General features: G+C 66.6%; 20 protein-coding genes and 1 pseudogene. 4 read left to right on the top strand and 17 right to left on the bottom strand.

Annotation, left to right across the window (positions count from 1 at the left end; translation table 11 throughout):
* The first annotated feature begins 8 nt into the window (after positions 1–8).
* From ugpA to K2W61_RS22345, 3 genes are all read left to right on the top strand, one after another.
* The gene (gene ugpA / locus K2W61_RS22355; protein ID WP_236756565.1) at positions 9–890 is read left to right on the top strand and encodes a sn-glycerol-3-phosphate ABC transporter permease UgpA; all 882 of its coding nucleotides are present in this window, start codon (positions 9–11) and stop codon (positions 888–890) included.
* Between the two features lie 18 nt (positions 891–908).
* Entirely contained in the window at positions 909–1,760 is an 852-nt protein-coding gene (ugpE, locus tag K2W61_RS22350; protein WP_175132026.1) for a sn-glycerol-3-phosphate ABC transporter permease UgpE, read from the top strand.
* Positions 1,761–1,822: 62 nt separating this feature from the next.
* Positions 1,823–2,911, top strand: coding sequence for a sn-glycerol-3-phosphate import ATP-binding protein UgpC (locus K2W61_RS22345; protein ID WP_236756564.1), 1,089 nt, complete (start codon positions 1,823–1,825; stop codon positions 2,909–2,911).
* Positions 2,912–2,963: 52 nt separating this feature from the next.
* On the opposite strand, the gene K2W61_RS22340 is transcribed toward K2W61_RS22345, so the two are convergent.
* From K2W61_RS22340 to K2W61_RS22320, 5 genes are all read right to left on the bottom strand, one after another.
* On the bottom strand, positions 2,964–3,863 hold the full coding sequence (locus tag K2W61_RS22340; RefSeq protein ID WP_175132024.1) for a MipA/OmpV family protein: 900 nt from the start codon (positions 3,861–3,863) through the stop codon (positions 2,964–2,966).
* 64 nt (positions 3,864–3,927) lie between these two features.
* The gene (locus tag K2W61_RS22335) at positions 3,928–5,031 is read right to left on the bottom strand and encodes a serine hydrolase domain-containing protein (protein ID WP_175132023.1); all 1,104 of its coding nucleotides are present in this window, start codon (positions 5,029–5,031) and stop codon (positions 3,928–3,930) included.
* A 193-nt stretch (positions 5,032–5,224) separates the two neighbouring features.
* Positions 5,225–6,517 carry an ATP-binding protein gene (locus tag K2W61_RS22330; protein WP_175139871.1) on the bottom strand — a complete coding sequence of 431 codons (1,293 nt, stop codon included), beginning with the start codon at positions 6,515–6,517 and terminating at the stop codon, positions 5,225–5,227.
* Positions 6,510–7,211 (bottom strand): response regulator, encoded by a 702-nt coding sequence (locus tag K2W61_RS22325; protein ID WP_175132021.1) that lies wholly within the window; start codon positions 7,209–7,211, stop codon positions 6,510–6,512. Before K2W61_RS22325 ends, K2W61_RS22330 begins: the two co-directional genes overlap by 8 nt.
* Positions 7,212–7,412: 201 nt before the next feature.
* Positions 7,413–8,540, bottom strand: coding sequence for a branched-chain amino acid ABC transporter substrate-binding protein (locus K2W61_RS22320; RefSeq protein WP_175132020.1), 1,128 nt, complete (start codon positions 8,538–8,540; stop codon positions 7,413–7,415).
* Positions 8,541–8,808: 268 nt separating this feature from the next.
* On the opposite strand from K2W61_RS22320, the gene K2W61_RS22315 reads away from it, so the two are divergent.
* A complete protein-coding gene (locus tag K2W61_RS22315) occupies positions 8,809–9,414 on the top strand; it encodes an RBBP9/YdeN family alpha/beta hydrolase (protein ID WP_175132019.1) in 606 nt (201 codons plus the stop codon).
* A 26-nt stretch (positions 9,415–9,440) separates the two neighbouring features.
* On the opposite strand, the gene K2W61_RS22310 is transcribed toward K2W61_RS22315, so the two are convergent.
* From K2W61_RS22310 to K2W61_RS22260, 12 genes and pseudogenes are all read right to left on the bottom strand, one after another.
* Positions 9,441–10,640, bottom strand: a complete 1,200-nt coding sequence (locus tag K2W61_RS22310; RefSeq protein WP_419761654.1) for a pectate lyase family protein — start codon at positions 10,638–10,640, stop codon at positions 9,441–9,443.
* Positions 10,641–10,690: 50 nt separating this feature from the next.
* Entirely contained in the window at positions 10,691–12,643 is a 1,953-nt protein-coding gene (locus tag K2W61_RS22305; protein WP_236756562.1) for a tetratricopeptide repeat protein, read from the bottom strand.
* The gene (locus tag K2W61_RS22300) at positions 12,636–13,667 is read right to left on the bottom strand and encodes a KpsE/RkpR family capsule polysaccharide export protein (protein WP_175132183.1); all 1,032 of its coding nucleotides are present in this window, start codon (positions 13,665–13,667) and stop codon (positions 12,636–12,638) included. The genes K2W61_RS22305 and K2W61_RS22300 overlap by 8 nt, the downstream gene beginning before the upstream one ends.
* Positions 13,668–13,788: 121 nt before the next feature.
* Complete coding sequence (locus K2W61_RS22295) at positions 13,789–14,502, bottom strand: P-loop NTPase family protein (RefSeq protein ID WP_175132017.1); 714 nt, start codon at positions 14,500–14,502, stop codon at positions 13,789–13,791.
* 9 nt (positions 14,503–14,511) lie between these two features.
* On the bottom strand, positions 14,512–15,852 hold the full coding sequence (locus K2W61_RS22290) for an ABC transporter permease (RefSeq protein ID WP_175132016.1): 1,341 nt from the start codon (positions 15,850–15,852) through the stop codon (positions 14,512–14,514).
* Between the two features lie 7 nt (positions 15,853–15,859).
* On the bottom strand, positions 15,860–17,014 hold the full coding sequence (locus tag K2W61_RS22285; RefSeq protein WP_175132015.1) for a polysaccharide biosynthesis/export family protein: 1,155 nt from the start codon (positions 17,012–17,014) through the stop codon (positions 15,860–15,862).
* Positions 17,015–17,052: 38 nt separating this feature from the next.
* Positions 17,053–19,122, bottom strand: a complete 2,070-nt coding sequence (locus K2W61_RS22280; RefSeq protein ID WP_175139868.1) for a glycosyltransferase — start codon at positions 19,120–19,122, stop codon at positions 17,053–17,055.
* Positions 19,119–21,599, bottom strand: a complete 2,481-nt coding sequence (locus K2W61_RS22275) for a hypothetical protein (RefSeq protein WP_236756561.1) — start codon at positions 21,597–21,599, stop codon at positions 19,119–19,121. Before K2W61_RS22275 ends, K2W61_RS22280 begins: the two co-directional genes overlap by 4 nt.
* A 39-nt stretch (positions 21,600–21,638) precedes the next feature.
* Positions 21,639–22,898 carry a nucleotide sugar dehydrogenase gene (locus K2W61_RS22270; RefSeq protein WP_236756560.1) on the bottom strand — a complete coding sequence of 420 codons (1,260 nt, stop codon included), beginning with the start codon at positions 22,896–22,898 and terminating at the stop codon, positions 21,639–21,641.
* Between the two features lie 642 nt (positions 22,899–23,540).
* The gene (locus tag K2W61_RS22265; RefSeq protein ID WP_272909523.1) at positions 23,541–23,759 is read right to left on the bottom strand and encodes an autotransporter outer membrane beta-barrel domain-containing protein; all 219 of its coding nucleotides are present in this window, start codon (positions 23,757–23,759) and stop codon (positions 23,541–23,543) included.
* Positions 23,750–23,959, bottom strand: a pseudogene (locus K2W61_RS27910) (autotransporter outer membrane beta-barrel domain-containing protein); the annotation flags it as partial. The pseudogene K2W61_RS27910 and the gene K2W61_RS22265, both read right to left, overlap by 10 nt.
* A gap of 169 nt (positions 23,960–24,128) precedes the next feature.
* On the bottom strand, positions 24,129–24,629 hold the full coding sequence (locus K2W61_RS22260) for a Dps family protein (protein ID WP_175132012.1): 501 nt from the start codon (positions 24,627–24,629) through the stop codon (positions 24,129–24,131).
* Between the last annotated feature and the right edge of the window lie 98 nt (positions 24,630–24,727).

The following is a 24,727-nucleotide window of genomic DNA, read 5'->3' as shown; positions in this document are numbered from 1 at the left end:
TTCCCCCTATGGAAAAACGTGTCGTCTTCGGGCATAAGACTCTGCCCTATCTGCTGCTCCTGCCGCAGATCGTCATTACCGTGGTCTTCTTCTTCCTTCCCGCCGGCCAGGCCATGTGGCAGTCGATGCGGTTGGAGGATGCGTTCGGGCTGTCGTCCGAATTCGTCGGTTTCGACAACTTCATGGAACTGTTCTCTCAACAGGCCTACCTCGATTCCTTCCGCGTCACGGCGGTGTTCTCGATCCTGGTTGCGGTGGTCGGCCTGGGCGTGTCGCTGCTGCTGGCCGTCATGGCCGACCGCGTGATCCGCGGCGCCGGGCTCTACAAGACCCTGCTGATCTGGCCCTACGCCGTCGCGCCCGCCGTGGTCGGCGTGCTGTGGCTGTTCCTGTTCTCGCCCTCGGTCGGCATCCTGGCGGTGGCGCTGCGCCACGCCGGTGTCGACTGGAACCCGCGCCTGGACGGCAACCAGGCAATGGTCCTGGTGCTGATCGCCGCGGTCTGGAAGCAGATTTCGTACAACTTCCTGTTCTTCCTGGCCGGCCTGCAATCGATTCCGCGCTCGCTCATCGAAGCCGCTGCGATCGACGGCGCCAGCCCGTCGCGCCGCTTCTGGAGCATCGTGTTCCCGCTGCTCTCGCCCACCACCTTCTTCCTGCTGGTGGTCAACATCATCTACGCCTTCTTCGACACCTTCGCGGTGGTGGACACCACCACGCAGGGCGGTCCCGGCACGTCGACTTCCATCCTGGTCTACAAGGTGTACAGCGACGGCTTCCGCGGCCTGGACCTCGGTTCGTCCGCGGCCCAGTCGGTGGTGCTGATGTTCATCGTGATTGCCTTGACGGTCGTGCAGTTCCGCTACGTCGACCGCAAAGTGCAGTATTGATTTTCGAGGCAGATAACAATGGTTGAACGCCGTCCCTGGCTGGATATTCTGGCCCACGTCATCCTGCTGTGCGGGGTGGCGATGGTGGCCTTTCCGCTCTATGTCACTTTCGTCGCGTCGACCCAGACCGCGCAGGAAGTGGCCTCCGCGCCGATGTCGCTGATTCCCGGTCCGCACTTCGTCGACAACTACATGCAGGCGCTGTTCGGCGGCTCCAGCGGCGGCTCGTCCGGCGCGCCGGTGGGCCGCATGATGTACGTCAGCCTGATCATGGCGCTGGCGATTTCCATCGGCAAGATCGCGATCTCGCTGCTGTCGGCTTTTGCGGTGGTGTACTTCCGCTTCCCCGGCCGCATGTTCTTTTTCTGGATGATTTTCGTCACCCTGATGCTGCCGGTAGAAGTGCGGATCGCGCCCACCTACAAGGTGGTGGCGGACCTCGGCCTGCTCAACAGCTACGCCGGCCTGACGCTGCCACTGATCGCCTCGGCCACGGCCACCTTCCTGTTCCGCCAGTTCTTCCTGACGGTTCCGGACGAGCTGATCGAAGCCGCCCGCATCGACGGCGCCGGCCCCATCCGCTTCTTCCGCGACGTGCTGCTGCCGCTGTCCAAGACCAGCATCGCCGCGCTGTTCGTGATCCAGTTCATCTACGGCTGGAACCAATACCTGTGGCCGCTGCTGATAACCACGCAGGAAGACATGTACCCCGTCGTGATCGGCATCAAGCGCATGATCAGCGGCGGCGACAGCGTGACCGAATGGAACATCACCATGGCCACCGCCATGCTGGCGATGATCCCGCCGGCGCTGGTCGTCATCCTGATGCAGAAATGGTTCGTGAAGGGGCTGGTCGACACTGAAAAATGAGGCCCCCACGCCGCGTCCTCGGCTTGCTGCCCCCACGACAACGACTCCGATACGAATAACTCATGGCTACTCTCAGCTTTCGCAACGTCAAGAAAACCTATGCCGGCAACGTGCCGGTCATCCATGGCATCGACATGGATGTCAAGGACGGTGAATTCATCGTCATCGTTGGCCCCTCCGGCTGCGGCAAGTCCACGCTGATGCGCATGGTCGCCGGCCTGGAAACCGTGACCAGCGGCGAAATCGTGATCGACGACAAGGTCGTCAACAATCTCGAACCGGCCGAACGCGACATCGCGATGGTGTTCCAGAACTACGCGCTCTATCCGCACATGACCGTGTTCGAGAACATGGCCTATGGCCTGAAGATCCGCAAGTTCTCCAAGGACGAGATCAAAAAGCGCGTCGACGTCGCCGCCCAGATCCTGGAGTTGAGCCACCTGCTGGACCGCCGCCCGCGCGCCCTGTCGGGCGGCCAGCGCCAGCGCGTGGCCATGGGCCGTGCCATCGTGCGCGAGCCCAAGGTGTTCCTGTTCGACGAACCGCTGTCGAACCTGGACGCCAAGCTGCGCGTGGCGATGCGCCTGGAAATCATGAAGCTGCACCGCCGCCTGGGCACCACCAGCCTGTACGTGACCCACGACCAGGTCGAGGCCATGACGCTGGCGCACCGCATGATCGTCATGTACCAGGGCGTGCCCGAGCAGATCGGCACGCCGATGGAAGTGTTCGAAAAGCCCGCTTCCACCTTCGTGGCCGGCTTCATCGGCTCGCCGCCGATGAACCTGATGGAAGTGAACGTGGCCGGCGACGGCACCGTGCAGACCACCGACGGCCTGGCGCTGGAGATCTCGCCGCTGCAAGTGCCGTCGCAAGTGCGCGGCCGCAAGGTCATCATGGGCATGCGCCCCGAGCACATGCTGCTGAACACGCAAGGCGTGCCGGCTGAAGTCGAAATGGTCGAAACGCTGGGTTCCGAACAACTGGTCCACTGCCGCTGCGGCAAATCGACCCTGGTGGTGCGCTGCACGACGCGCCAGCTGTCCGAAGCCTCCGCCAAGGTCGGCGACCGCGTCAACGTCGGCCCCGACGGCCGCCATCCGCTGCACTGGTTCGAGGCCGACAGCGGCCGCCGCGTCCTGGGACTGTAAGCGCCGCGCCCTGCCCGTCCCGCGCCGGGACGGGCCAGCGCGCCCGTCAAACTCAGTACGTGTACGTGATCATGGTGCCGATCGAGTACTGGTTGCGGTCCTTCACGATCGGGCTGTCGGCAGCATCGCCGTACAGGCGGCGCGCCTCGGCCGCCACCGACCATGACCATGCCTTGCTCAAGGGCAATACCCAGGTCGCGCCCAGCCCCACGCTTTCCAGGCCGCCCTTGGGCTTGTAGCGGCGATACCCCGACCGCGACGACTGGCGCTCGCTGACGCCATACCAGGTGCGCATGTAGTTGCCGTCGCCGAAATCGCCGCTGAGCGACAGCGACAGCGCGCCCGCCGCACCTTCGTAGACCGTGGTGCTGGCGCCCAGGTTGAACAACGTGTAGGCACTGCCCACGTCGCGGTCATCGCCCTTCTTGAAGGCGTGCACCACCGTTGCCGACAGCGTCACCGGCCCCAACTGGGTCTCGGCGTCCATGCCGATCTCGGCGCGGCTCTTGATATCGCCCATGCCGCGCAGCTGGTTCGAGCCTTCGGTACCTTTCTTGTGGTCTCGGCGCGAGGCGCTGGGAGCCACGTAGAACCGGAAAGTGCTGTTCAAGGCCTCGGTTTGCCAGCCCAGGCCGCGCTCCGTGTCCAGGAAAAAGCCGCCCGGACTACGGATACCCAGGCCGAAGATCGGCAACGCGGCGCTTTCATCGCTACCGCTGTAGCGCGGCGCGTAACCCACGCCGAGCGTGCCATAGAACTTCCACTCATCGGCCGGCTTGGGCGCGCCGGTCGACACCTCGATGCCGCGTGAACTGGCGCCGCGCGAGCCGTAGACCGAATTGTCGGCCACCTGCGGACCGCCGGCGGCACACGACAACGCGGGCAGGCACGCCAGCACGCTCGCCGCGCCGGCAAGGCGCCGCATCGAGGACTTGGAGGAATATCGCTTCATAAATGCATCCGGGAAACGAGGTTGGAGGGATACAGCCAGACGCCGCGACCCGCTCGCGGCGCCACTACTCTTGCGGGCTCCCCTTGGCCTGGCGCATCAGGTCCATCGCCAGGGTGGAGACCGAGGCCACCAGCGGCTCGGCGCTGTCGGCATTGCTCATGACCAGTACCGCCAGCTTTTCGTGCGGGTCCAGCAGCCAGCGCGCATGAAATGCCTCGGTGGCGCCACGGTGATCGCGCAGCGTCAGGCCCGCGACGTCGTCCCCGTCACAGGGCGCCGCCAGCCAGGACAACGCCAGGCGGCACTCCAGCCCGATGCCGTGCGCCACGGTCTCCAGATCGAGCAGGATCCGCGCGGAATCTTCGTTCAGGACGCGGCGTCCCCGGTACAGGCCGCCGGCGAACAGCATGCTGGAAAACCGCGCCATCTCAGCCGAGCTGGCCCACAGGCCCTCGGCCGCCTCATTGGTCTGCGGTTGCTCGATCCACGGCACGCCGCGGCGATAGCCGGCCGCGCGCAACGCGCGCGCCTCGCCGCCAGCGGCCGCCAGCCGAAAGCCCGTGCGCGAGATGTTCAGCGGCTGCAGCAGCGTGCGCCGCACGTAGGCCTCGAAGGGTTCGTCGGCGGCATGCGCCACCATTTCGCCCAGCAGCGCGTAGCCCATATCGGCGCGGGCCCGGCCCATGGTGTCCACGGACGTGTCCGGGCGCAGAGCCAACAGCCGGCGGGCGGTGAAGGGATGGGCGCCCATCCAGTGCATGGCGGCGCGGCGCGGCTCGACCTGCCAGGGCGGCAGCGCCTGCCCCGCCGGCCGGTCCAGCGACAGGCGGCCGTCGTCGGCCGCGCGCAGCACGCTGGCGGCGGTCACAATCTTGGAAATCGCGCCGACCCGGTACAACGTATCGCTGGTGGCGTTGCGATGGCGCGCCGGATCGGCGTAGCCGAAGCCGCTGCTCCAGACCGTGCGCTGATCATCGACGATGGCGATCGACAGGCCGGGCACCCCTTGCGCGTCCAGGTCGTGAGCGATGCGCTGCTTCAGATAGGCCACCACCGCCGGGTAATCGCCCTGGGCGATGGCGGGCGGCGCGGCCGGGCCCATGCCCTGGCAGCCGCCAACGGCGATCAGGAGCGTGGCGACGGCGGCCAGGCGGGTGAGCGAAAACATGGCGGGGACGGCGGCCTCTTTGAAGAACTGCCGTCATGCTAGTCAGCGCCTGCGCGCCGATCTTTCCCGCTTTGTATCGAGTTTGTGAAAAACCGCCGGGCAGATTGTGAAGTTTGTTAAAGGCGTGCCGGATGACAGGGGCACGCCTGCCCCGCGGACGCGCCGCGCCCGCTACGCCGGGACGGCGCGCGTTTCAGGCGGCCTGCCAGCTGACGATGAAGCGGGCTCCGCCCAGCGGACTGTCGGCGGCCTCGGCGGTGCCTCCATGCCAGCGCGCCACACGGTTGACGATCGCCAATCCCAGACCGGTGCCGCCGGTGCCGCGATCGCGGCTTTCGTCCAGGCGGATGAACGGCTCGAAAATGCGCTCGCGGTCGGCCACCGGAATACCCGGACCATCGTCATCGACCATCAGCACGTAGGCGCGCGGCGCGGGCGACACCAGGCTGACCTGCACGCGGCTGCCGGCATAGCGGATGGCATTCTGCAGCAGATTCAGCAAGGCCCGCGTCATATAGCGCTGGTGCAGATGCACTTCGCGCACCTGGCACAGCGCCACTTCGCAGCGCACACCCGATTGTCCGGCCTGGAAGCTGGCGTGCTGCATCGCGCCATCGAGCCAGCCGCGCGCATCCTGCGCCTGCAGCGCGACGCCGTCATCCTTGTGTTCCAGGCGCGCGTACATCAGCAATTCGGAAGCCATGCTGTCGAGTTCGGCGACATCGCTTTTCATGTCTTCGATCAGGCGCTTGCGCTCGGCCGGCGCCCCGGCGCGCTCGATCATGTCCAGCTCGAACGACAGACGCGCGATCGGCGTGCGCAGCTCGTGCGACACCGCGTTGGTCAGCTCGCGCTGGCTGCCGATCAGCGCACCGATGCGCTCGGACATCTGGTTGAAGGTGTCGCCCAGATTGCCGATGCTGGAATGGCGCGACAGCCGCGCACGGGCCCGCAGATCGCCCTGCCCCATGCGCAACGCCGCCGTCTTCAAGGCCTCCAGGTCGCGCCAGATCGGCAGCGCCCACACCAGCATGAAGGCGCACAGCAGCAGCCCCAGGGCCGAATAGATCGCCGCTACCACCCAGGGGCCGAACGAGGGGTCGGGCGGCAGCCTGACCTCCAGCCACTGGTCGCCGGGGCCGGGGATAGCGGCCACGAAGGTCTGCATTTTGTCGCGGATGAAAAAATCGCCGCTGGCGGCGATGCGGCGTTCCTTGTCGCTGGCGTTGTAGTCCGAGGCATTGAAGACCCGCAGGCCCAGGCCGTAGTACGGCGCCAGCTCCCGCTCGATGTAGGCGGCGCGCGCGCCGGGTTCAACCTGGGAAAGCTCGCGCACCAGGCTGTGCATCTGCCCGCGCACCGACTCGCGGGTATAGGCGTCGCTGACCGGCTCGAACAGGTAGTTGGCCGAGCGGTCCACGACTTCGTTGGAAATCACGAACCCCACCGCCAGCACCACGAAGAGCCGCAGGACGAATTTAATCATCACGGCCCTCGTGCGCCTTGGGCGAGAACAGATAGCCCTTGCCCCACACGGTCTTGATGCGCGCCGGGTCGCGCGGATCGTCATCCAGCTTGCGGCGCAGCTTGCTCACGCAGACGTCGACACTGCGGTCCAGGCCGTTGAATTCGATGCCGCGCACGGCGTTGAGCAGGTCGTCGCGGGTCAACACCTGACCGGCCTGGCTGGCCAGCGCCCACAGCATTTCGAACTCCATGGTGGTCAGATCGACCTCGGCGCCGGCGTGCACCACGGCGCGCGTGCGCCGGTCGATGACCAGCGGGCCGAATTCCAGGCGCTCCGGCGGTTCATCCAGCTGACTGTGGCGCCGAAGCAGCGCGCGAATGCGGGCCAGCAGCACGCGCGGCTCGACCGGCTTGATGACGTAATCATCGGCGCCCGACTCCAGGCCCAGGATCTGGTCCAGGTCGTCCTCGCGGGCGGTCAGCATCAGGATGGGCGCCGCCGAGAAGGCGCGCAGGTCGCGGCAGACCTGCAGCCCATCCCGGCCGGGCAGCATCAGGTCGAGAATGGTGATGGCCGGATCGTGGCGGCGGAACGCTTCCACCGCGTGGTCGCCGCGATACGCTTGGGCGACCTGGAATCCATGTTGTTCCAGGAACTGCGCGATCAGGCGCGACAGCTTCGGATCGTCTTCGACTAGCAAGGCCTTGGTCATGGGGGGTCCGGACAGGAAAAGGGAATTCGATTTCGCCGCATTCTACGCAAAACGGCGCGAGCGGCGCTCGACCGCCAGGGCGGCGGCCCGGCTCCCGGTGCTTGCCGCCCAAGCAAAAGCCGGGCCGGAAGACGATGCTTCCGGCCCGGCCGGGGAGTCTGGCGCCAGGCGCGCGGCGCGCCCGCCGCACGCGCCGGACGCTTACTTGTAGACCGACTTGGAGCCGTCCTTGTGCCACACGAACACGTCGAACTGGAAGTTCGTCAGGTCGCCCTGCTTGTTCCAGCTGACTTTGCCGATCGGGGTGTCGAACGTGTTGGCGTGCAGGTACTTGGCGACCTTGGTCGGGTCTTCGCTGCCGGCGCCCTTGATGCCGTCGGCGATGACCTGGGTGGCGGCGTAGGCCGTCATCTGGAACGCGCCCGAAGCATTGCGCTTCTTGGCGGCGAAGGCCTTGACGATCTCGGCGTTGGCGGCGTTCTGGGTGAAGTCGGCCGGCAGCGTCAGCAACATACCTTCGACCGCGTCCCCGGCAATGGCGTTGATGTCCGGGTTGCCCGTGCCTTCCGGACCCATCCACTTGGCCTTCACGCCTTGTTCGGCGGCCTGGCGCAGCAGCAGGCCCATTTCGGGGTGGTAGCCGCCGTAGTAGACGAAGTCCACGCCTTCGCCCTTGAGCTTGGTGATGACGGCCGAGTAGTCGCTGTCACCGGCGTTGATGCCTTCGAAGATCGCGACGGGCACGCCGCCCTTCTCCAGATCGTTCTTGACGGCGGTGGCGATGCCCTGGCCGTACGACTGCTTGTCGTGCAGCACGGCGACCTTCTTGGGCTTGATCTTGTCCAGGATGAACTTGGCGGCGGCCGGGCCTTGCTGGTCGTCGCGGCCGATGGTGCGGAAGATGAACTCGTAGTTCTTGCCGTCGGTCAGGGCCGGCGACGTGGCCGAAGGCGTGATCATGACCACGCCTTCGTTGTTGTAGATGTCGGCGGCGGCGATGGTGGCGCCCGAGCACACGTGGCCCACGACGAAACCGATCTTGCTGTTGACCACCCGGTTGGCGGCGACCGGACCCTGCTTGGGTTCGCAGCCGTCGTCGATGACCACGGTTTCGAGCTTCTTGCCGTTGACGCCGCCAGCGGCGTTGATGCGTTCCACCGCGGTGTCGACACCCTCGCGCACCATGTCGCCGTACTGGGTGACGGGGCCGGTGGTGGGGCCGACCACGGCGATCTTGATGGTCTGCGCCTGCGCGCCAGCGCTGAACGCCAGTCCCGCGGCGACGCCCAGGGCCGCGATGACCGGGGTCAGACGAAATGCTTGCTTCATGAGTGCACTCCTTTAATGGCTTGTAATCGTTGGTTTATGAACCGGGCGGACAGCCGGAAATGTAATCGTCACGCCCCGTTACGTTGCATTAGCAGGGCAAGCATACACTGAAAAATAGCGGCTTTTGCAGGGGTTCCAGGACCCGCGCGGCGCCGTCGCCGATATTGCGGCGCCGCATCGCGGGCCATCGCCCTTATACCCGCCGCGGTATATGCAAAAGCGCATTTATTCGTTTGCGTTGGTAAGGCGGCGCGGCATCATGGCCGCCATGAGACTCCAACCGATCATCGTCCCCGGATGGAAAGACTCCGGACCGGAACACTGGCAATCGCGCTGGGCCGCCCTGCTGCCCCACGCCGTGCGGGTGCGCCAGCGCGATTGGGAGCATCCGGTCTGCGCCGAATGGATCGCCGCCCTCGCCGCGCAGGTCGACCAGGCCCGCAGCCCGGTGCTGTTGGTGGCCCACAGCCTGGGCTGCCTGATCAGCGTGGCGCTGCCGGTACCGCTGCGCGCCAAGGTTGCCGGCGCGCTGCTGGTGGCGCCAGCGGACGTCGAGCGCCCCGACGCGCCCGACTGCCTGCGTCGATTCGCGCCGGTGCCACGCCATTCGCTGCCGTTCCAGAGCGTGGTGGTGGCCAGCGACAACGACCCCTATTGCAGGCTGGAACGGGCGCGCGCCTTTGCCGAGCACTGGGGCAGCCGCCTGGTCGTGATTGCCGGCGGCGGCCACCTCAACGCCGACAGCGGCTTGGCGGATTGGCCGCAAGGCCTCAAGCTGTTCGCCGCGCTGCGCCGGCGCGCCTCGTGGCGCGTCTCGCCGCCGCCCGAGCGCATCGCGCCGATTCCCGAACGGCCCTGGCAACACCCGGCCTGACGGCCTTGCCGGCCCGCCGCCGCCGCTCAGCCGCCGCAGCCCGCCCCGATCCGCGCCGCCGGCAATGGCGTTGCGCCGTCCGTGTTGCCCGCGAACTTGCGAATCCTGTCCGCCAGTTCCGCCGAGGGCTTTTCGTATCCGTAGCAATATGGCGGCGTCGGCGCGGCCTCGGGCCGGTAGTCCTGCAACACCGGTTTCGCATCCCCCAGGTAAAGGTTGTCCCTCAGGCGCAGGAATGCCTTGTAGTCGCGGGTGTAGCCGTGCGTGGCCTTCAATGCCCGATAGGCGCCCGCGTCGGACGCGCCGTTGTCCAGCGCGCTGCGCCGGGCGGCCGTGGGGATGTAACGGCAGTAATTCACGTTCACGCCTTCCACCGTGGGGAAGAAGGCCGGCTCCACGCATTGGCGCCGCGCGTCATTCTTGAAGATATTGCCTTCGACCAGCGCCTTGGCTTCGAGGCTGAAACTCATGCCGTAGAAATCCCAGTTCTCCAGCAGATTGTTGAACAGATGGAACGTGCCGAACTGCCCTCTGGGGTTGCGCTGCACCGTGTTGAAGAAATAATTGTGGTGCAGCGTCACGCGCGCGATCGAATCACGATCGTAGTTCGCGAACAGGTTCTTCGAGGTAATGTTGTTGAGCAGCATGACCTTGTTCGAGTTATGGAACTTGGTCCAGGAAATGGTGACGTCGGTCGAGCCGTTCTTGACGTTCAGCAGCCGGTCGGACATGCGTGACAGGTCCATGTGGTCGACCCACACGTCGCGGCTGTCGTTGGCGATGTTCACGGCCTGCGTCAGCCGGTTCAGGCGGCCATCGATGGTCAGATGCGTCAGGATCACATTGGTGCTGCCATACACGCCCAGGCCGTCGTCGATCAGGACCACGCGCTTGCCCCGGCCGTCGATGGTCGTGTTGGACGGCACGCGCAGCTGCGAATCGAGCACGATGGTCATGTCCGAGGCGAAGCGGATCCAGACCGGCCCCTTCCTGGCCTGCGCCAGCGCGGCGCGCAGCGTGCCCGGTCCGGCGTCCTGATCCGAGGTGACCTCGATGAAGCGCCCGCCCAGGCCGCCCGTGGCCCGGGCGCCGTAGCCTTCGCGCTGTTGCAACAGCGCCGAGACAAAGGCACACTGCGCGTCCGGCACCGCGCAGGTTGCGCTGGCGCCGGCCGCGCCGCCGTACAGCACGCCCAGCGCCGGCAGCCAGGCCAGCGCCCGCAACAGACCGCGCCGGGTCCGGGACGGCGCCACGTCCGGCGCCGCCTGTCTCGAAATCATTCCTGGTTGCATGCGAACTTCACTCCCTGAGGCTGCGCGGACCGGTCGGCGGGCTGTACGTGGCGCCAGATGCCCCCGCTCAGGCGCAGGTTTTCCGGCGGGCCGGCCACATGCGCGCGCAGGTGCTTGAAATATGCCGCCTGCCAGCGCCGCGCGTAGGTATCGGCATCTTCGCCGGGGGCCACGGCGGGCAGCATTTCCAGCGTGTAGGCGACGCGGCCGTTTTCCCAGCGCGGCGTATAGAACACCGAAGGCACGCCCTGGCGATGCGCCAGGTGGGCCGCGAAGCTGGAATAGGTCACTGACTGCCCTTCGAAGGAAGTGCGCGGAGCGGCCGGGTTGGCCGCCCCATCCACGGCCAGGCACAGCACATTGCCCGCCGCCAACGCGCGCATGCAGGCCTTGGCGACCTGCGCCTCGGTCTGGTCGGCGGTGGAAATCAGAGCGGCGGCATAGCTGCTCTGGGCGATGCTGGGCGCGGTCGCCAGCCAGCGCGAGGGAATCCCCAGCAATTCCAGCGCCATCAGGCCGGCATACATGGGCCCCACGTGCGCCGTGGCGACCACCACGCCCCGGCCACTTGCCAGCAGCGGCGCGAAGAAACGCTCACCGGTATCCAGCTCGCCCAGCACCTGCATGGCCTGCTCGACATGGTCTTCACGGCATTCGAGCCAATCGAACAGCAGGTGGTCGACCAAATGGCCCCAACGCGCGCGCCGCTCCCATTGCGTGCGGTCGGCCGTGGCGTCGCCGCGCAGCGACCAGGCCCAGTCCAGGCGGGCCTGCGGTATCGGCGCGGTATCGAGCTCATGCTCCAACTGCTCCAGGGCGTGCTGGAATGTCGCCGGCAATGCCTGGCCGCGTTGCGCCACATAGCGCGCGAACAAGGCCTCCGCCTCCTGTTTGCGCCCTGCCTGCGACAGCGCGCCGATGGCGGCGCGCTGCCACAATGGCTTATCCGGCGATTTATCGAGCAGCCGCAACAGCTGGTCGGCCGCTTCGCCGTACTGCAGCGTGTAGCGCAGTGCCCGCGCGTACAGGGCGCGGGTCTGCTCCAGTTCTGGCGCCAGTTCCATGGCCTGCCGCAGCGGCGCCACGGCATCCTGGTAACGGCCGGCGCGCAGCAGCGTTTCGCCATGCAGCGTCAACAGCCGCACGTCGGCCGGCGCCGCCTTCAGGCCGGCCTCGAAATGCGTCAGGGCGTGCCGCTTGCGGTCGTCGTCGCTGGCGCGCCGCAGGTGCGCCAGCCCCAGCGACGCGCGCAGCGCCGGGGCGTCGTGATCCGCGTCCAGCGCCGCGTTGCCCAGCTGGATCGCCGCCTCGACCCTGTCGTCGTCGAGCAGCGCGCGCACCGCCACGGTGGCCACGCGCGCGTTCGGCAGATCGTCCGCCCGCAGGGCCGTGGCGATGGCGGCGGCCTCGCCGGCATCGCCATGGCGCGAATAGGCCAACATCCACCAGTGCGCTTCGCCGGGGTCGGCCAGCGCCAGGGCGGCGGTCTGGCGCGCAACGTTGGCGGCCTCGGCGATACGGCCGGCCTGCACGCGCAGTTGGATCCGCGCCGCCTGCAACGGCGCGGCATCGGGGGCCAGCGCGGCGGCGGCATCCGCCTGGGCGATGGCGCGGTCCCACTGCTCGGTCCGCCCCAGCAGGCTGGCGAGCAGGCGGCGGTCGTCGGTGCGCGCCGGATAGGCCTCGACCAGCCGCTCCAGCACGGCGATCGCCCGCTCCAGGCGGCCGGCCCGCACGAGCGGCGACACCAGCAGGCGGCGCGCATCGCGCCAGCCCTGCTCCACCCGCGCCAGCGCCGGCCCGAGCGCGGCCAGGGCCGGCGCGGGATCTTCTGCCTCCAGGAGCCGCGCCATCACCTCGCGCAGCTGGCTGACGGCTTCGCTTGCGGCAGCCGGCGCCGCGGCGGCGCCGGGGCGTTCTATTGTCGTATCAACCATGGCGCAACCCCCTCAGCAAGGCCATCGCCGCGCGCAGCACGAACATGAGCACGAAGCCCAATGCCAGCGCCTGCAGCAGCAGCACCGCCGTGCGCGGACTGCTGGGCCGGTCCGTGGAGACCGGTTGGGCGATGATGGACAGATAACGTTGCAGGCGCAGGGCGTCCGTCACGGCCTGCTGGTAGGACTGCTGCGCCAGCGTCAGGTTCGAATCCGCGAAGGCCTGCATATTGCGCAACGCTTCGTACGATTTGAGCTGCTTCGCTTCCGTGTTGCCTTCGCCGCTCAGACGCTGGCGCACATTGGCGAGCCGCTTCTTCAGCGCCGCGACCTGCATTTCGGCGGGCTTGAGCATGAAGTGGTCCTTGTTGCCGATCGCGCGGATCTTGTCCAGGTTGATCTGGGCGCTGCTCAGTTCCGCCTCCAGCTGGCTGGACAGGTTCAGCAGCATCGCCACCGTGGCGGTCGGGTCGATGTTGCCATGCCGGGTCCGCCAGGCGGTCAAGGCTTCGCGCGCGCCGAGCGCCTTCTGTTCGGCCTGCCTGACCGATTCCTCGCTCACTTTCAGCTTGTCCGCCACGCCTTTCTCGTTCATGGAGCTGACGAAATCCTCGGCCAGGCCGATCAAGGCCTTGGACAGGGTCTCGGCGTCTTCAGGCGAATAGGCGCGCACGCGCAGCACGTCGATCTGCTCCAGTGCGTTGAAGGAAACCTGGACCGCGGCGCGATAGGCACGATAAAGATCGTCCTCGCTGGAGTCCTCGGCCAGATGGTTCGCCGGGTCCATGCCCTGGTTCAGCAAATAGCGGCGCAGGCCAACCTTCTTGTCCAGTTGTCGCATGCTGTCGCGCGACCTGAGAAAATCACTGACCGCCCAGCCGTCGACGAAACCGCCCAGCATGCCGCCCGAATTTCCCGTGGTCAGCAGGCTGGCCGCCATGCCGCCGCCGCCCTGCTGGCCCGATCCCGATTGCACGAAGAAGCGCGATTCCGCTTCATAGCGCGGCGTGGCGATGCCGAGCACATACACCAGGGCCAGGACCACCGGGGCGATGACGATGAGGACATTGATCCAGCGCTGGCGGCGGCGTTCGCGCAGCGCGGCCTGCCGCTCATGGCGCCGGCGCTCGATCTCGGAACCACGCTCAGAAGCCGAGCTGGCCGTCGTCGAAGCCGCCGAAAACGTCGTCGCCTGTTCCGGATTCGCTTCGTGATCGTCGCGCAGGGAACTGCTGGATGCACTGGTCGAGGTCGTCTTCGATGCGGAGTGCGCTTCGTTCATAAATCAGGCCCTTCAGGCAATAGTCCGCCAATTGATTCTGGCGGTAACTGGAAAGAATGAGCGTCCGGCCGACCAGCCGTTCTTCGAACAGCGCCAGCCACAGACGGGTGAAGCGGCAGGGTTCGAAGGGAATGGCCCCTTCGATCACGTAGACGTCGAACGCCGGCGCCAGCGCCAGCGCGAACGAAAACTCCTGCCGCGCATAGAGTGGCCAATGCTCCATCGGCCGGCTCAGGATCCTGGGATCGCTGAGCAGGTCGGCCACCAGTTCATAGGTGGCGTCGGCGTCAAGCTCGTACATCTGGCTTACCAGCTCGATCATGCTCAGGCCGCTGGCCTTGCCGCGGATGAAGCCCTGCCGGCCGATTGCCCAGGACACGTTGCCGTCATGCTGCACAAATCCCTGACGCGGCGGCCGCAGGCCGCACAGCAGGTCGATGATCTGCCGGTGCAGCTCCGGCGCGGGCGACAGCAAGGCGTAGCGCCCGACCGGAATGTCGAGGTGGGCCTGGGCTAGCAGCGCCTGCCGGTGGCCGAAGGCCAGGGGATTGTCCGTTACGCCATTGAGATGGATCATGGTCATTGCTCACATGGGCTGGATGTTGGGGCGGGCCAGCCGCTCGGCCGCCAGGGCCACCACCATCAGGAAAACCATGCTGGTCAGGAAGTACCCCAGGCTCGCATCGTGCGAGGTATAGGCGTCGAAGTAGGCCGAGCGCAACAACTGCATGCCGTGCGCGAACGGCAGCCACAGCATCCAGGGCCGCAGATGCTCGGGCAGTTGTTCCGAAACGAAGAACACGCCCGAGAAAATCTGCAGGAAGCGCTCGATCACCGGCGCCAGCCGCAGGAAGAAGTGCCAGAACGTCGCGATCGCGCCGAACAGCAGGCCCATCGCGGCCGCGCAGCACGCCATCAGCACCACATACAGCATGAAGCCCGGCCAGCTACGGGGCAGCGTGATCAGGTCGAGCGCATGGCCGGCAGTGATCAGCACCACGAACACCACCAGGTACACCGACACATACAGCAGCGCCTGCACCAGCGCGCACATCAAGGGCGACACGCCCTGGAAGTTCAGCAGGCCGCGGGCCGATACATAGGCCGTGCTGCTGCGGAAAATGATCTGGCGGAACATGATCCAGGTGGTGGCGCCCAGCAGCGAGAAGGTCTGCACATCCATGCCCAGGATGTAGTGCGTGCCCATCAGGATGTACAGCGACGAGATCAGCGTCAGCAGCACCACCGGCCCGACCAGCGCCCACAGCAGCGCCACCCGGCTCTCGCCATGCATCACATGCAGCTGGTAGACGAACAACGCCAGCAGCGTGCGCCCGCCCGGCCAGCCGCGGCCGGCGATGCGCGGATGATGGCCGGCATGCAGTCCGCGCACCCGGTCCCGCAGGATCTCCAGATCGCCGGCCTCGCCCGCGGGCAGCGCCATTTGCAGCGCGATATCGTTGCGCGAGGCATGGCGCCGCGCATCGCGCGCCTCATCCTGCCGGCGCCGCTCCGCGCGCCGCGCATGCGCCTGGGCCAGGCGCTGGTCTTCCGCCACCAGCCGCGCCGGCATGTAACCGGGCGCGAAGACCTCGATCCCCGCGCGCACGTCCTGCTCCAGCAGCCGCACGATAAGGCGCAGGCGCCGCCGGGAGAAATCCGCCAGCGTCTCATCGACTCCGGCGCGCGCGATCTCCGCGTCCAACTCGGCCTGCACCGCCTCGTAGACCGCCCGCCGGGCGGCCACGGAATCGTGCGGTTCGCCTTGCAGGCGCGCCAGCAAAGGCTTGAACAGGACGGCCGGCTCGGCCTTGGCCTCGAACAGCGCGGCAGGGTCCAGACGCCAGGCGGCAACGCCTGCCCCCACCGCGTAGCGGCTGTCTTTCCTGCGCGCGCGCCACCCCTTGATCCGATCCTCGTTACTCATCGACACGTCACTGGCTGACGCCGCCGGATGAGCCGGAATCCGAGTCGATGGCCCGCGTGGCGCTGAAGCCGGCGCTCATGGTCACGCGGAACGCGGACAGCACCTTCTGCACCTGCGTGAACGGCGCATCCGAGATATAGATCGCCTGGCCTTCATGCACGCTGAATTCGCGCGCCAGCGCCACCTGCTCCGGACGGGTCAGGTCGAACTGGTACACCACCGGCAGCAGATCCGGCTTGCCGTCCACGCCGGCCTGCGCGGGCGTGAACAGGAACACCGAGCGCGGGTCCGCCGTCTTGTCGTCCAGGCCCCTGGCGTCGGCCAGCGCGTCCAGCACACTGTAGTTGCGCTTGCTGATGGCCACGCGCCCCTGGTTGCCGGCAGCGCCCAGCACCGTCAGGAACTCGCGCGCTTCGTACGCGGTAATGACGTCGCCGGCGCGCAGCAGAATGTCGTTATTCTGGTTGCGGTAGATGTCCGACAGGCGCACCGAGGCCACCTGGTTGTCGCGCCGCAGGCTGATGACGAGCTGTTCGGGATTGGTCTGCACCGGCGCCGCCTGCGCCAGCGCGCTGCTCAGCCGCTGCGAGGTCTGAGTGATCGGATACATGCCAGGCTTGGTCAGGTTGCCCTGCACCGTCACCATCTGCCCACGCGCGTCGGCCACGCGCGTCACGCTGACGTCAGCGCCCACCACCAGCCGGCTCAGGCGCGCCACGATGGCGTCATGCAACTGCGTCAGCGTCATACCGCCGGCCTGGAATTTGCCGAGGATGGGAAAGACGACATTGCCGTTGCGGTCGAGTTGCTGGTTGCCCAGATCGCTCACGCCGGACGGATCCGCCGCGAACACGCCCAGCCCGCCTCGCTCCCAGACCTTGACATTGACGCCGTCGCCTGGAACCAGGCTGTCGAAGCCGGCCTGGGTCAGGTCGCGATAGCGCACGGGAAAATCGGCGACTTCGGGCACCCGGCTCGCGCGCGCAAGCTCGCGCGAGGCCGGCATCACGATCACATCCTTCTCGTCGTGGGCCCCTGTCATCTCGCTCAGCATGGGGCCGGAGCGCGGCAGCTGGCAGCCGCCGAGCATGAGCACGGTAATCAGCAGCAGGGCCGGCGCCGCAAGGCGGCGCGGACCCGCGGCCGGGACAGTCATTTGCATAATTTCCTTTATCTTCAGGACCAGGGTCGGACGCGGCCTCAGGCCTGCATCAGCCGCATCGGCGGCAACTCCATGCTCTCGTCGTTCTCCGACTGCGGCATGAGCGGCATAAGCGGCATGCACAGGCTCAGGAACTTGGCCAGCATGGCCTCCAGCGAGAACAGGGTCTGCGCCCGGTCGCGGCTTTGCGCCTTCAGGCTCGCGTCGGCCCGCACCCGGTCGACGATGGAGACCACCTTGTCGCAGGCCTCGTGCAAGTCCGGATGCTCGACATCGCCCAGCAGGTGTCCGGTCTGGCCTTCCTCGAAACACTCGCCCGCGCCGCCCGCGGGGGTCGACACGACGGGCACGCCGAGCAGCTGGGCTTCGATCAACACGTTGGGCAGGCCTTCGTAGCGCGACAACAGGACCTTGGCATCCATTTGCGAATACCAGTAGCCCACGTGGTTGGACAGGCCGACCAGCAGCAAACGGTCCATTACGCACAACTCCTGCGCCAGCGCCACGATGTTCTCGTGCAGGCGGCCGTCGCCGACGATCACGAAGCGCGCCTGCGGGCGTTGCTTCAGGTAGAGCGCGGCGAGCTTTATCCACAATTGCGGCCGCTTGTCCGGCTCCAGGCGGAACACGCCGCCGATGGTTTCCGTGGCGTCGGCCGTGCTTTCCTGGAAGGCGCGCCATTTTTCCTGATCGGTCTGCGCGGCGTCCGTGGCCAGGTCGGGCACGCCGTTGTACAGCACGTGGAACCGCACGATCGGAATGCCGAGCCAGTCGGCGTAGGCCTCGGCGGCCTTGCGGCTGTTGCTGACGAAGTGCACCCCGGGCACCTGCGCCAGCGCCTGATACAGCTCGGGATACTCTTCGCGGAAGCGGTCCTTGCGGATGTTTGGCGGCAGGCCGCGGAACACCAGATGGATGGTCGGCGCCCCGGCCAGCAAAGCCGCCAGCGCACCGAACAGGCAGGTGCCATCCTGCCACAGGCTCACCACATCGAACGTGTTCGCGCGCAGCACAGGCGCCAGCCGCGTCACGCCATAGTGGACCGGCGGCGGCAGCTTTTCCAGCAAGCGCCCCAGGCTGCCGTCCGGCACGGTCTGGTGCGCCACCGAGATCGCCGGCAGCTTGTTGATCTCCGTGACCGGAATGCGCGCCTTGACCAGCACCGACAGGAAGAAGTCCAGGCCCTGCTTTTTGCTGGAACCGGCCGGCTCGCTGTGCTGCTTGACCAGCACTTCGACCTTCTCCGGCTTCATCGGTGCATCGGCCGGGCGCGGGTCGGGCGTGTCCGCCATGCGCGCCAGTTCCCCGGCCAGCCGCGTCAGTTGCCGCTCAGCCCCGCCGGGCCCAAGGCTGCCCGTCACCAGCGCGACCGAGACCGGCTTGTCGGGCGAATACTCCGGGATCTGCCGGTTGCGGAAATGCAGGATGGCATGCTTCATAGACACGATCCGGATGTCCTTGCCGGCCAGCGCGGTTTCAGGCTCCAGGCGCTGGTAGAAGGCATAGTCGCTGGCCAGGCCATCGGCCAGTTCCGCCGCCTTGCTGCCCGGCGCAAGGTGCTTGGCCACCGGCGCGATCACCTCGAAGGCATCGGCCAGCAAGCCGCGCTTGCGCAGGCGCTTGGCAAACTCGACGCGGATGTTGCGGTCCGTGTGCTGCAGGATCAGCCGGCGGAACAGCTCGTCCGACTGCTCGTACGCCCGGATATCGCTCAACAGCTTGGCGCGGGCGAACAGCCGCGACGGGTTGTCGGTGGACTCGGGCAGGTGCCGCTCGACCAGCGCCAGGGCGTCCTCGACACGGCGCTCCTTGACCAGACGGGTCGCGCAGTAACGGACGATCTCCAGGTCATCGGGGCATTCGCGCAACAGCGTGGCCCACTGTTCGGACATCCCCTCGTTCAGGCCGGCCGCCTCTTTCAACCTGAGCAGCAGGAAGCGCACCTTGGAGTCGGCCATATGGCCGCGCGCCAGCGCCTGCGCCTCGGCCAGATTCTCCTGCGCGACCTGGACCCGCCCCGACGCCGCGACGATCTCCTCCAGCCTGGCCTGCACCTGCGCCAGGTCGGACGCGGCGGGCTTGCGTTCGGTAGTCAGCGGCGGGTTCATGCGGCCTTCCTGCGGTTGGCCTTGTCGATCCACACCTGGCAGCGCTGGATGTAGTGGTCGTACTGGGCCGGATTGTCCGAACGTTCCTGCAGCGCCCGCCAGTACGGCAAGGCCTGCTCGAAGCGGTGCAGGCGCATGGCGCCGACGGCGGCCAGGCGCAGGCCGATGGGATCGTCGGGCACCAGTTGCAGGATCCGCTCGCCCAGCGCCAGCCGCTCGCTGGTGCTGGACGCATCCAGCGCGCGCGATTCCGCGTACAGCACGGCGAGGATGCGCCGCTTCTCGTGCTCCACTTCCGTCATCTGCGGCCAGGACTGCGCGACGCGTTCGAGCAGGTTCCAGGCCGCCTTGGGATCGCCGGCCGACAGGATTTCCCGGGCGCCGCGGATGGCGCGTGGGCCGAGCCTGCCAAGCTGGCGCTCGGCCTCGTCTTTGGCGCTCTGGTCGGCCGAGGCATGCGCCAGGACCATCTTGTAGGCATCGATGGCCTCGCCGAACCAGCCGCCGTTGAACGCAACCCGGGCGAAGTGCAACTGGGTGCTGAACGGCGCGGATTCGTTGGCGGCCGCCTGCTCCAGGTGCCGCATGGCGGTCTGCTTGTCGCCCAGCGCATCGGCCGCGCGGCCACGCATGGCGTGCAGCTCGGGAAATTCGACCTGGGTATCGAGCGCGATGTCGGTCAGGTCGATCACTTCCTTGTGATTGCCCGCCACCAGCGCGGCCCGCACCCCCAGGCGCATCGCGCGCTCGAAGGCGCGCTGGGCGCGCACGCCGGCCAGGGCATCGGGGTTGAGCAGGCGATGCGCGCAGATGCGCTCGGCGGCATCGCGCAGGCGGCCCTCCTCCAGCGCCTGCGCGCCCTCCTCGGCCCACGCCGCGGACTGCCCGCGCAACCACGCGGCAATGTCTTCCTGCTCGCTGTCGGCCAATTTGCACGACACGGCCAGCGCGGCGGCGGCCATGATGCAGCCGCGCCAGGTGGCTTCCTTGACCAGCTCCAACGCCTCGACATCCTTGAGCGCGGGCGCTTCCGACGCCAGTGCGCGCAGCCCCGGCCGGTCACCGGCGATCAGGCGGTCGCGCCACAGCACCGCGAAGCAGCGGCCGTGCGACGGGATGGCGGCGCGCACTTCATGGACCCAGCGCAAGATGGCCTCCATGTCGCTGCCGGCCTGCAGCAGCGAGAGCACCGTATCGGCCGCTTCCGTGGCGGTGGCGTCCTGCGGCGGAGAAATGCGGAACAGTTGCTTCCAGTTGCCCAGGGCCTCGTCCACGAAGCCCTGGTGCCCGGCCGAAATCGCCGCGATGCGCACGATCTCCGGCGTCTCGATCTCGTCGCCCAGCAGGCCGGCGGCCAGCGAATGCGCCGCCTCGTATTGGCCAAGCCTGAACTGGTTGCGCATCAGGATCTGCTCGGCCTTGCTGCCCGTGGCCAGCGCGCCGTCGGCGCCGCCGAGCAGCGCCAGCGATCCTTCGTAGTCGCCCAGTTCTTCCTGGATGCGCGCGAACAGCAGCGTGTGGTCGGGCAGGCCCGGATGGCGGCGCAGCACGTCGCGCAGGCGGCGCGAGGCTTCGCGCAGCTCGCCAGCGTCCCAGAGCTTCTCGATGCGCTCGGCGCTTTCGTCGGCGCCCAGTTTGGGCACGGAGGACTGCGGCGCGGCATTGCTCATGCGTGGCCGCACGAAGGCCTTGTACCACTCCGTGTACAGCCGCTCGGCGAACAGCGCGGTGTAGTGGGTCAGGTCCAGGCCGCCGTCTTCCATGGCCTCGGCCTGGCCGATCTTGTTCATCAACGGCGTCGGGTCATAGCAGGGAACGCCCAGGCGTTGTGCGCTCGCGCTCACCGCCGCAATCAGTTGCGCCCGCTGCTCGATCGGCACATTGTCGGGCGTCACGGCATTGACGTGCGTGACGAACACGACCTTGTCCCGCCCCAGCAGATCGACCAGCGCATGCATCTGCTGCTCGATCTCTTCGTCCGTCTGCTCGCGCTTGACGATGCGGGCCAGCAGATCGCGATTGTCCGCCGACAGGCTCTTGAAGACCGGGTCCTGGTCCAGCCAGGCGCGCCTTTCGGCCAGCCGCTCGTCGCTGGCCTGGGACCAGAACGCGCGGGTGCGCGCGCGGTCGGCGAAGAATTCGCTGAAATAGCGCACCAGGTAATTGGACTGGATCGGATAGCCGTCGACGGTCAGCAGCTTGCGCGAAGACAGCTCGACCATGTACAGGTCGGCCGGCTTGTGCACGCCACGGCGGGCCTGCTCGCCATTCGACGGGCGGAAAATCACGCGCTGCACGTCAACGGGAATCTCGGCCTGGCCGAACATGAAGCGGGCCTGCTGCAGCGCCTCGGCGCTGGTATGCACGAAACCGTAATTGCGGCCGAGCTGTTGCTTGATCGGATAGCGTCCCACGGCATCGCGCAGCGGCGTGTGGATGCGGCAGGTGCCAATCGGAGCGATGGTAAAGGCGGTCATTCCGGGCCTCTCCTGGGTTGATGGGTTGCGGGCCTGGACTCAGAGCGTCCAGTACAAGAGGTCGGACGGCAGGCGGCGGCTATCGAGCACGGACTTCAGGTCACACACCATGCCACCGGCCTTGACCAGCGCGGGCAAGTCTTCCCAGATGCTGTCCATGGTTTCGCGGAGCGGCACCGCCAGGATCAGCACGTCCATGTCGCGGAACTGGTCGCGGTCCACCAGACTGATGCCGTACTCGTGCCGCATCTGGTCGGCGTCGACCATCGGGTCGCAGGCCACTGGCGTGATGCCGTAATCGCCGAGCGCGTGATACAGGTCCACCACCTTCGAGTTGCGGATATCCGGCACGTTTTCCTTGAACGTCATGCCCAGGATGCCGACCCGGGTCGAGGCGTTCAGGCGGCCGTTGCGGGCCAGGGTCTGCACCACCCGCGAGGCGACGTGGCTGGCCATGCCGTCGTTGATGCGGCGGCCCGACAGGATCACTTCGGGGTGGTAGCCCAACTCCTGCGCCTTGGAGGTCAGGTAATACGGGTCCACGCCGATGCAGTGGCCGCCGACCAGGCCGGGCGTGAACTTGAGGAAGTTCCACTTGGTGCCCGCGGCCGCCAGCACTTCCGCGGTGCGGATGCCGACCAGATCGCAGATCTTGGACATCTCGTTCATCAGCGCGATATTGATTTCGCGCTGCGTGTTTTCGAGCACCTTGGCCGCTTCTGCCACCTTGATCGACGAGGCGCGATGCACGCCCGCCTCGATGATCTGCTCGTACACGCCCGCGATGACCTCCAGCGATGCCGCGTCCTGGCCGGACACGATCTTGACGATCTTCTCCAGCGGATGCTCGCGATCGCCCGGGTTGATGCGCTCGGGGCTGTAGCCGAGCTTGAAGTCGATACCGCAACGCAGGCCCGATGCCTTTTCCAGCTCGGGGCCGCAGATCTCCTCGGTGGCGCCGGGGTGCACCGTGGATTCGAACACCACAATGCAGCCGGGGCGCAGCACCGGGCCGATCGAACGGCAGGCGCGCACCAGCAGGGAAAAATCGGGATTGTTCTTTTCATCGACCGGCGTCGGCACGGCGACCACAAAGAAATCGCAGCCGACCAGCTCGCTCACCTGGTCGGTGAACAGCATGGGGGACGCCAGCAATGCATCACGCTCGATTTCGCCGGTCCAATCCTCTCCCTGTTTCAGGCTGGCGATCCGCCGCTTGTCCACATCGAATCCGACTACATCAAAACGCCTGGAAAATGCCACGGCCACGGGCAGGCCGACATATCCAAGACCGCACACTGCGATTCTCTTTACCAAGGGGGACCTCACTGTTTTCGTCGTGTCGAAGACACTAGAAACCGACACCCAGGAACCGGGAAGCCATGCCGCGATCAAATGGCTTATTCCCGCCTGAGGCAGACGCGTTACTCAAAATTGATTACAACTTGATACCCCGTCATACGTAGGGGTAGCGAGCCACCGAATCGTAGGCCGCGTACACAGCAAATTTTTTTCTAAAAGTTTTCGTTGCTGTGGAAATAAGTCGCCGCGTTCGTAATAAACGTGGGGAAATCCCTCAAATAATCTCTTTTTCCATACAACTTGAAATAACTGAGATTGTTTGTCTTGTTAGCAGATATATAAAGTCGTTTTCGTATCTTGGTTTAATCAAACTGCAAGGAATGAGTATTCGCCTGGAATATCTATGGACGTCCAGGGGAAATGTCTTTATTGCAATGTCAAGACACGGATGACGCGCTGAATACCCGGAAATATCATGTTAGGCGCGCCCCTGGAAAATCCCTGCGGTGCGCTGCGGCCCGCGGATGACACGAGCGGCCTGGCCTGGATGCGGCGCAGCTCCCGGGCGATCCGCATGCGGTTCATCATCGCACGTGGATCGCCCCGGGGCTTGCGTCATGCCCTGCGTGGAAGCGGTGCTCAGAAGCGGAATTTCACGTTCAGCGAGCCCTGCGTGTCACGGAACCCCAGGCTGCCCTGCTGCCGCGTCACGCTCGCCGATACGCTCAGGCGTTCACTCAGATTGCCTTCCACGCCTGCCTTCAGTTCCACCACGTTCTTGCTCCCCTGAATCAGGGCCTGGGTGTCATCCATGCTCACGCCATACGCTTTGGGCGTGTGCAGCCAATTCACTTCCAGGAAGGTGTCGGCGGCGCCCTGGCCCAGCGACGGCGCGCTACCGTATTGTTGAAGCGGTTATAGAGCGCCCAACCGTCCAGATACAAGCCGCTGCACGTTTTGGCGTCCTGGCGCCAGGAGCCATACAGGCCCGCGCGGTAACCCCGCACATCGCCGCCGGACTGATAGCCGGAGGGGAGGTCATGACTGCCTATACGAGCACCGGCCGCCGCAGTCCACGGCGGCCGACAAGTTCATCCGGAAATGTGAAAGCAGATGCGGTAGCCACAGGCAGGCGCATCAAGAATTCTAGGCAGGGGGATGGGGGAAAAACGGCCGCGGGCTCGCGCCTGCCAGGCCGCGCCGGTGGCGGCGCGGCGCTCGCAATGCTTACTGCAGCAGGCTGCGCAGCATCCAGGCGTTCTTTTCGTGCACGTCCAGGCGCTGCGTCAGCAGGTCGGCGGTCGGCTGGTCGTTGGCGGCGTCGGCCTTCTCGAACGCGGCACGGGCGGTCTTGGCGACCGATTCGTTGGCGCTGACCAGCAGGCGCACCATCTCCAGCGCTTCCGGCACGCTGTCCGGCTCGGCGATGGACGACAGCTTGGCGTACTCGCGGTACGTGCCCGGGGCGTAGTGGCCCAGGGCGCGGATGCGTTCGGCGATGCTGTCCAGCGCGTTCCACGACTCGGTGTACTGGGTCATGAACATCAGGTGCAGCGTGTTGAACATGGGCCCCGTCACGTTCCAATGGAAGTTGTGGGTCATCAGGTACAAGGTGTACGAGTCGGCCAGCAACTTGGACAGCTCATCGGCCACGGCGGCGCGGTCCTTGTCCGAAATGCCGATGTTGATGCGCGGAACGCTGGGGGTCTTCTTGGAGGACTTTGCCATTGCTAGCTCCCTGTGGGTTGGTAGACAAAACTAGGATAACACCGCGGTTGCGGCAATCCGTTGCCGGCGCCGGTCAGCGCGCCACGGTTTGACCGCGC

This window comes from Achromobacter pulmonis (assembly GCF_021733725.1).
GTDB lineage: Bacteria > Pseudomonadota > Gammaproteobacteria > Burkholderiales > Burkholderiaceae_B > Achromobacter > Achromobacter pulmonis.
Note: the sequence above shows the minus strand (reverse complement) of the source record. Positions and strands in the feature narration are given on the sequence as shown.

Coding starts and splice junctions, on each gene's coding strand:
- ugpA (WP_236756565.1), top strand. CDS start 9: ATGGAAAAACGTGTCGTCTTCGGGCATAAGACTCTGCCCTATCTGCTG.
- ugpE (WP_175132026.1), top strand. CDS start 909: ATGGTTGAACGCCGTCCCTGGCTGGATATTCTGGCCCACGTCATCCTG.
- K2W61_RS22345 (WP_236756564.1), top strand. CDS start 1,823: ATGGCTACTCTCAGCTTTCGCAACGTCAAGAAAACCTATGCCGGCAAC.
- K2W61_RS22340 (WP_175132024.1), bottom strand. CDS start 3,863: ATGAAGCGATATTCCTCCAAGTCCTCGATGCGGCGCCTTGCCGGCGCG.
- K2W61_RS22335 (WP_175132023.1), bottom strand. CDS start 5,031: ATGTTTTCGCTCACCCGCCTGGCCGCCGTCGCCACGCTCCTGATCGCC.
- K2W61_RS22330 (WP_175139871.1), bottom strand. CDS start 6,517: ATGATTAAATTCGTCCTGCGGCTCTTCGTGGTGCTGGCGGTGGGGTTC.
- K2W61_RS22325 (WP_175132021.1), bottom strand. CDS start 7,211: ATGACCAAGGCCTTGCTAGTCGAAGACGATCCGAAGCTGTCGCGCCTG.
- K2W61_RS22320 (WP_175132020.1), bottom strand. CDS start 8,540: ATGAAGCAAGCATTTCGTCTGACCCCGGTCATCGCGGCCCTGGGCGTC.
- K2W61_RS22315 (WP_175132019.1), top strand. CDS start 8,809: ATGAGACTCCAACCGATCATCGTCCCCGGATGGAAAGACTCCGGACCG.
- K2W61_RS22305 (WP_236756562.1), bottom strand. CDS start 12,643: ATGGTTGATACGACAATAGAACGCCCCGGCGCCGCCGCGGCGCCGGCT.
- K2W61_RS22295 (WP_175132017.1), bottom strand. CDS start 14,502: ATGATCCATCTCAATGGCGTAACGGACAATCCCCTGGCCTTCGGCCAC.
- K2W61_RS22290 (WP_175132016.1), bottom strand. CDS start 15,852: ATGAGTAACGAGGATCGGATCAAGGGGTGGCGCGCGCGCAGGAAAGAC.
- K2W61_RS22285 (WP_175132015.1), bottom strand. CDS start 17,014: ATGCAAATGACTGTCCCGGCCGCGGGTCCGCGCCGCCTTGCGGCGCCG.
- K2W61_RS22280 (WP_175139868.1), bottom strand. CDS start 19,122: ATGAACCCGCCGCTGACTACCGAACGCAAGCCCGCCGCGTCCGACCTG.
- K2W61_RS22275 (WP_236756561.1), bottom strand. CDS start 21,599: ATGACCGCCTTTACCATCGCTCCGATTGGCACCTGCCGCATCCACACG.
- K2W61_RS22260 (WP_175132012.1), bottom strand. CDS start 24,629: ATGGCAAAGTCCTCCAAGAAGACCCCCAGCGTTCCGCGCATCAACATC.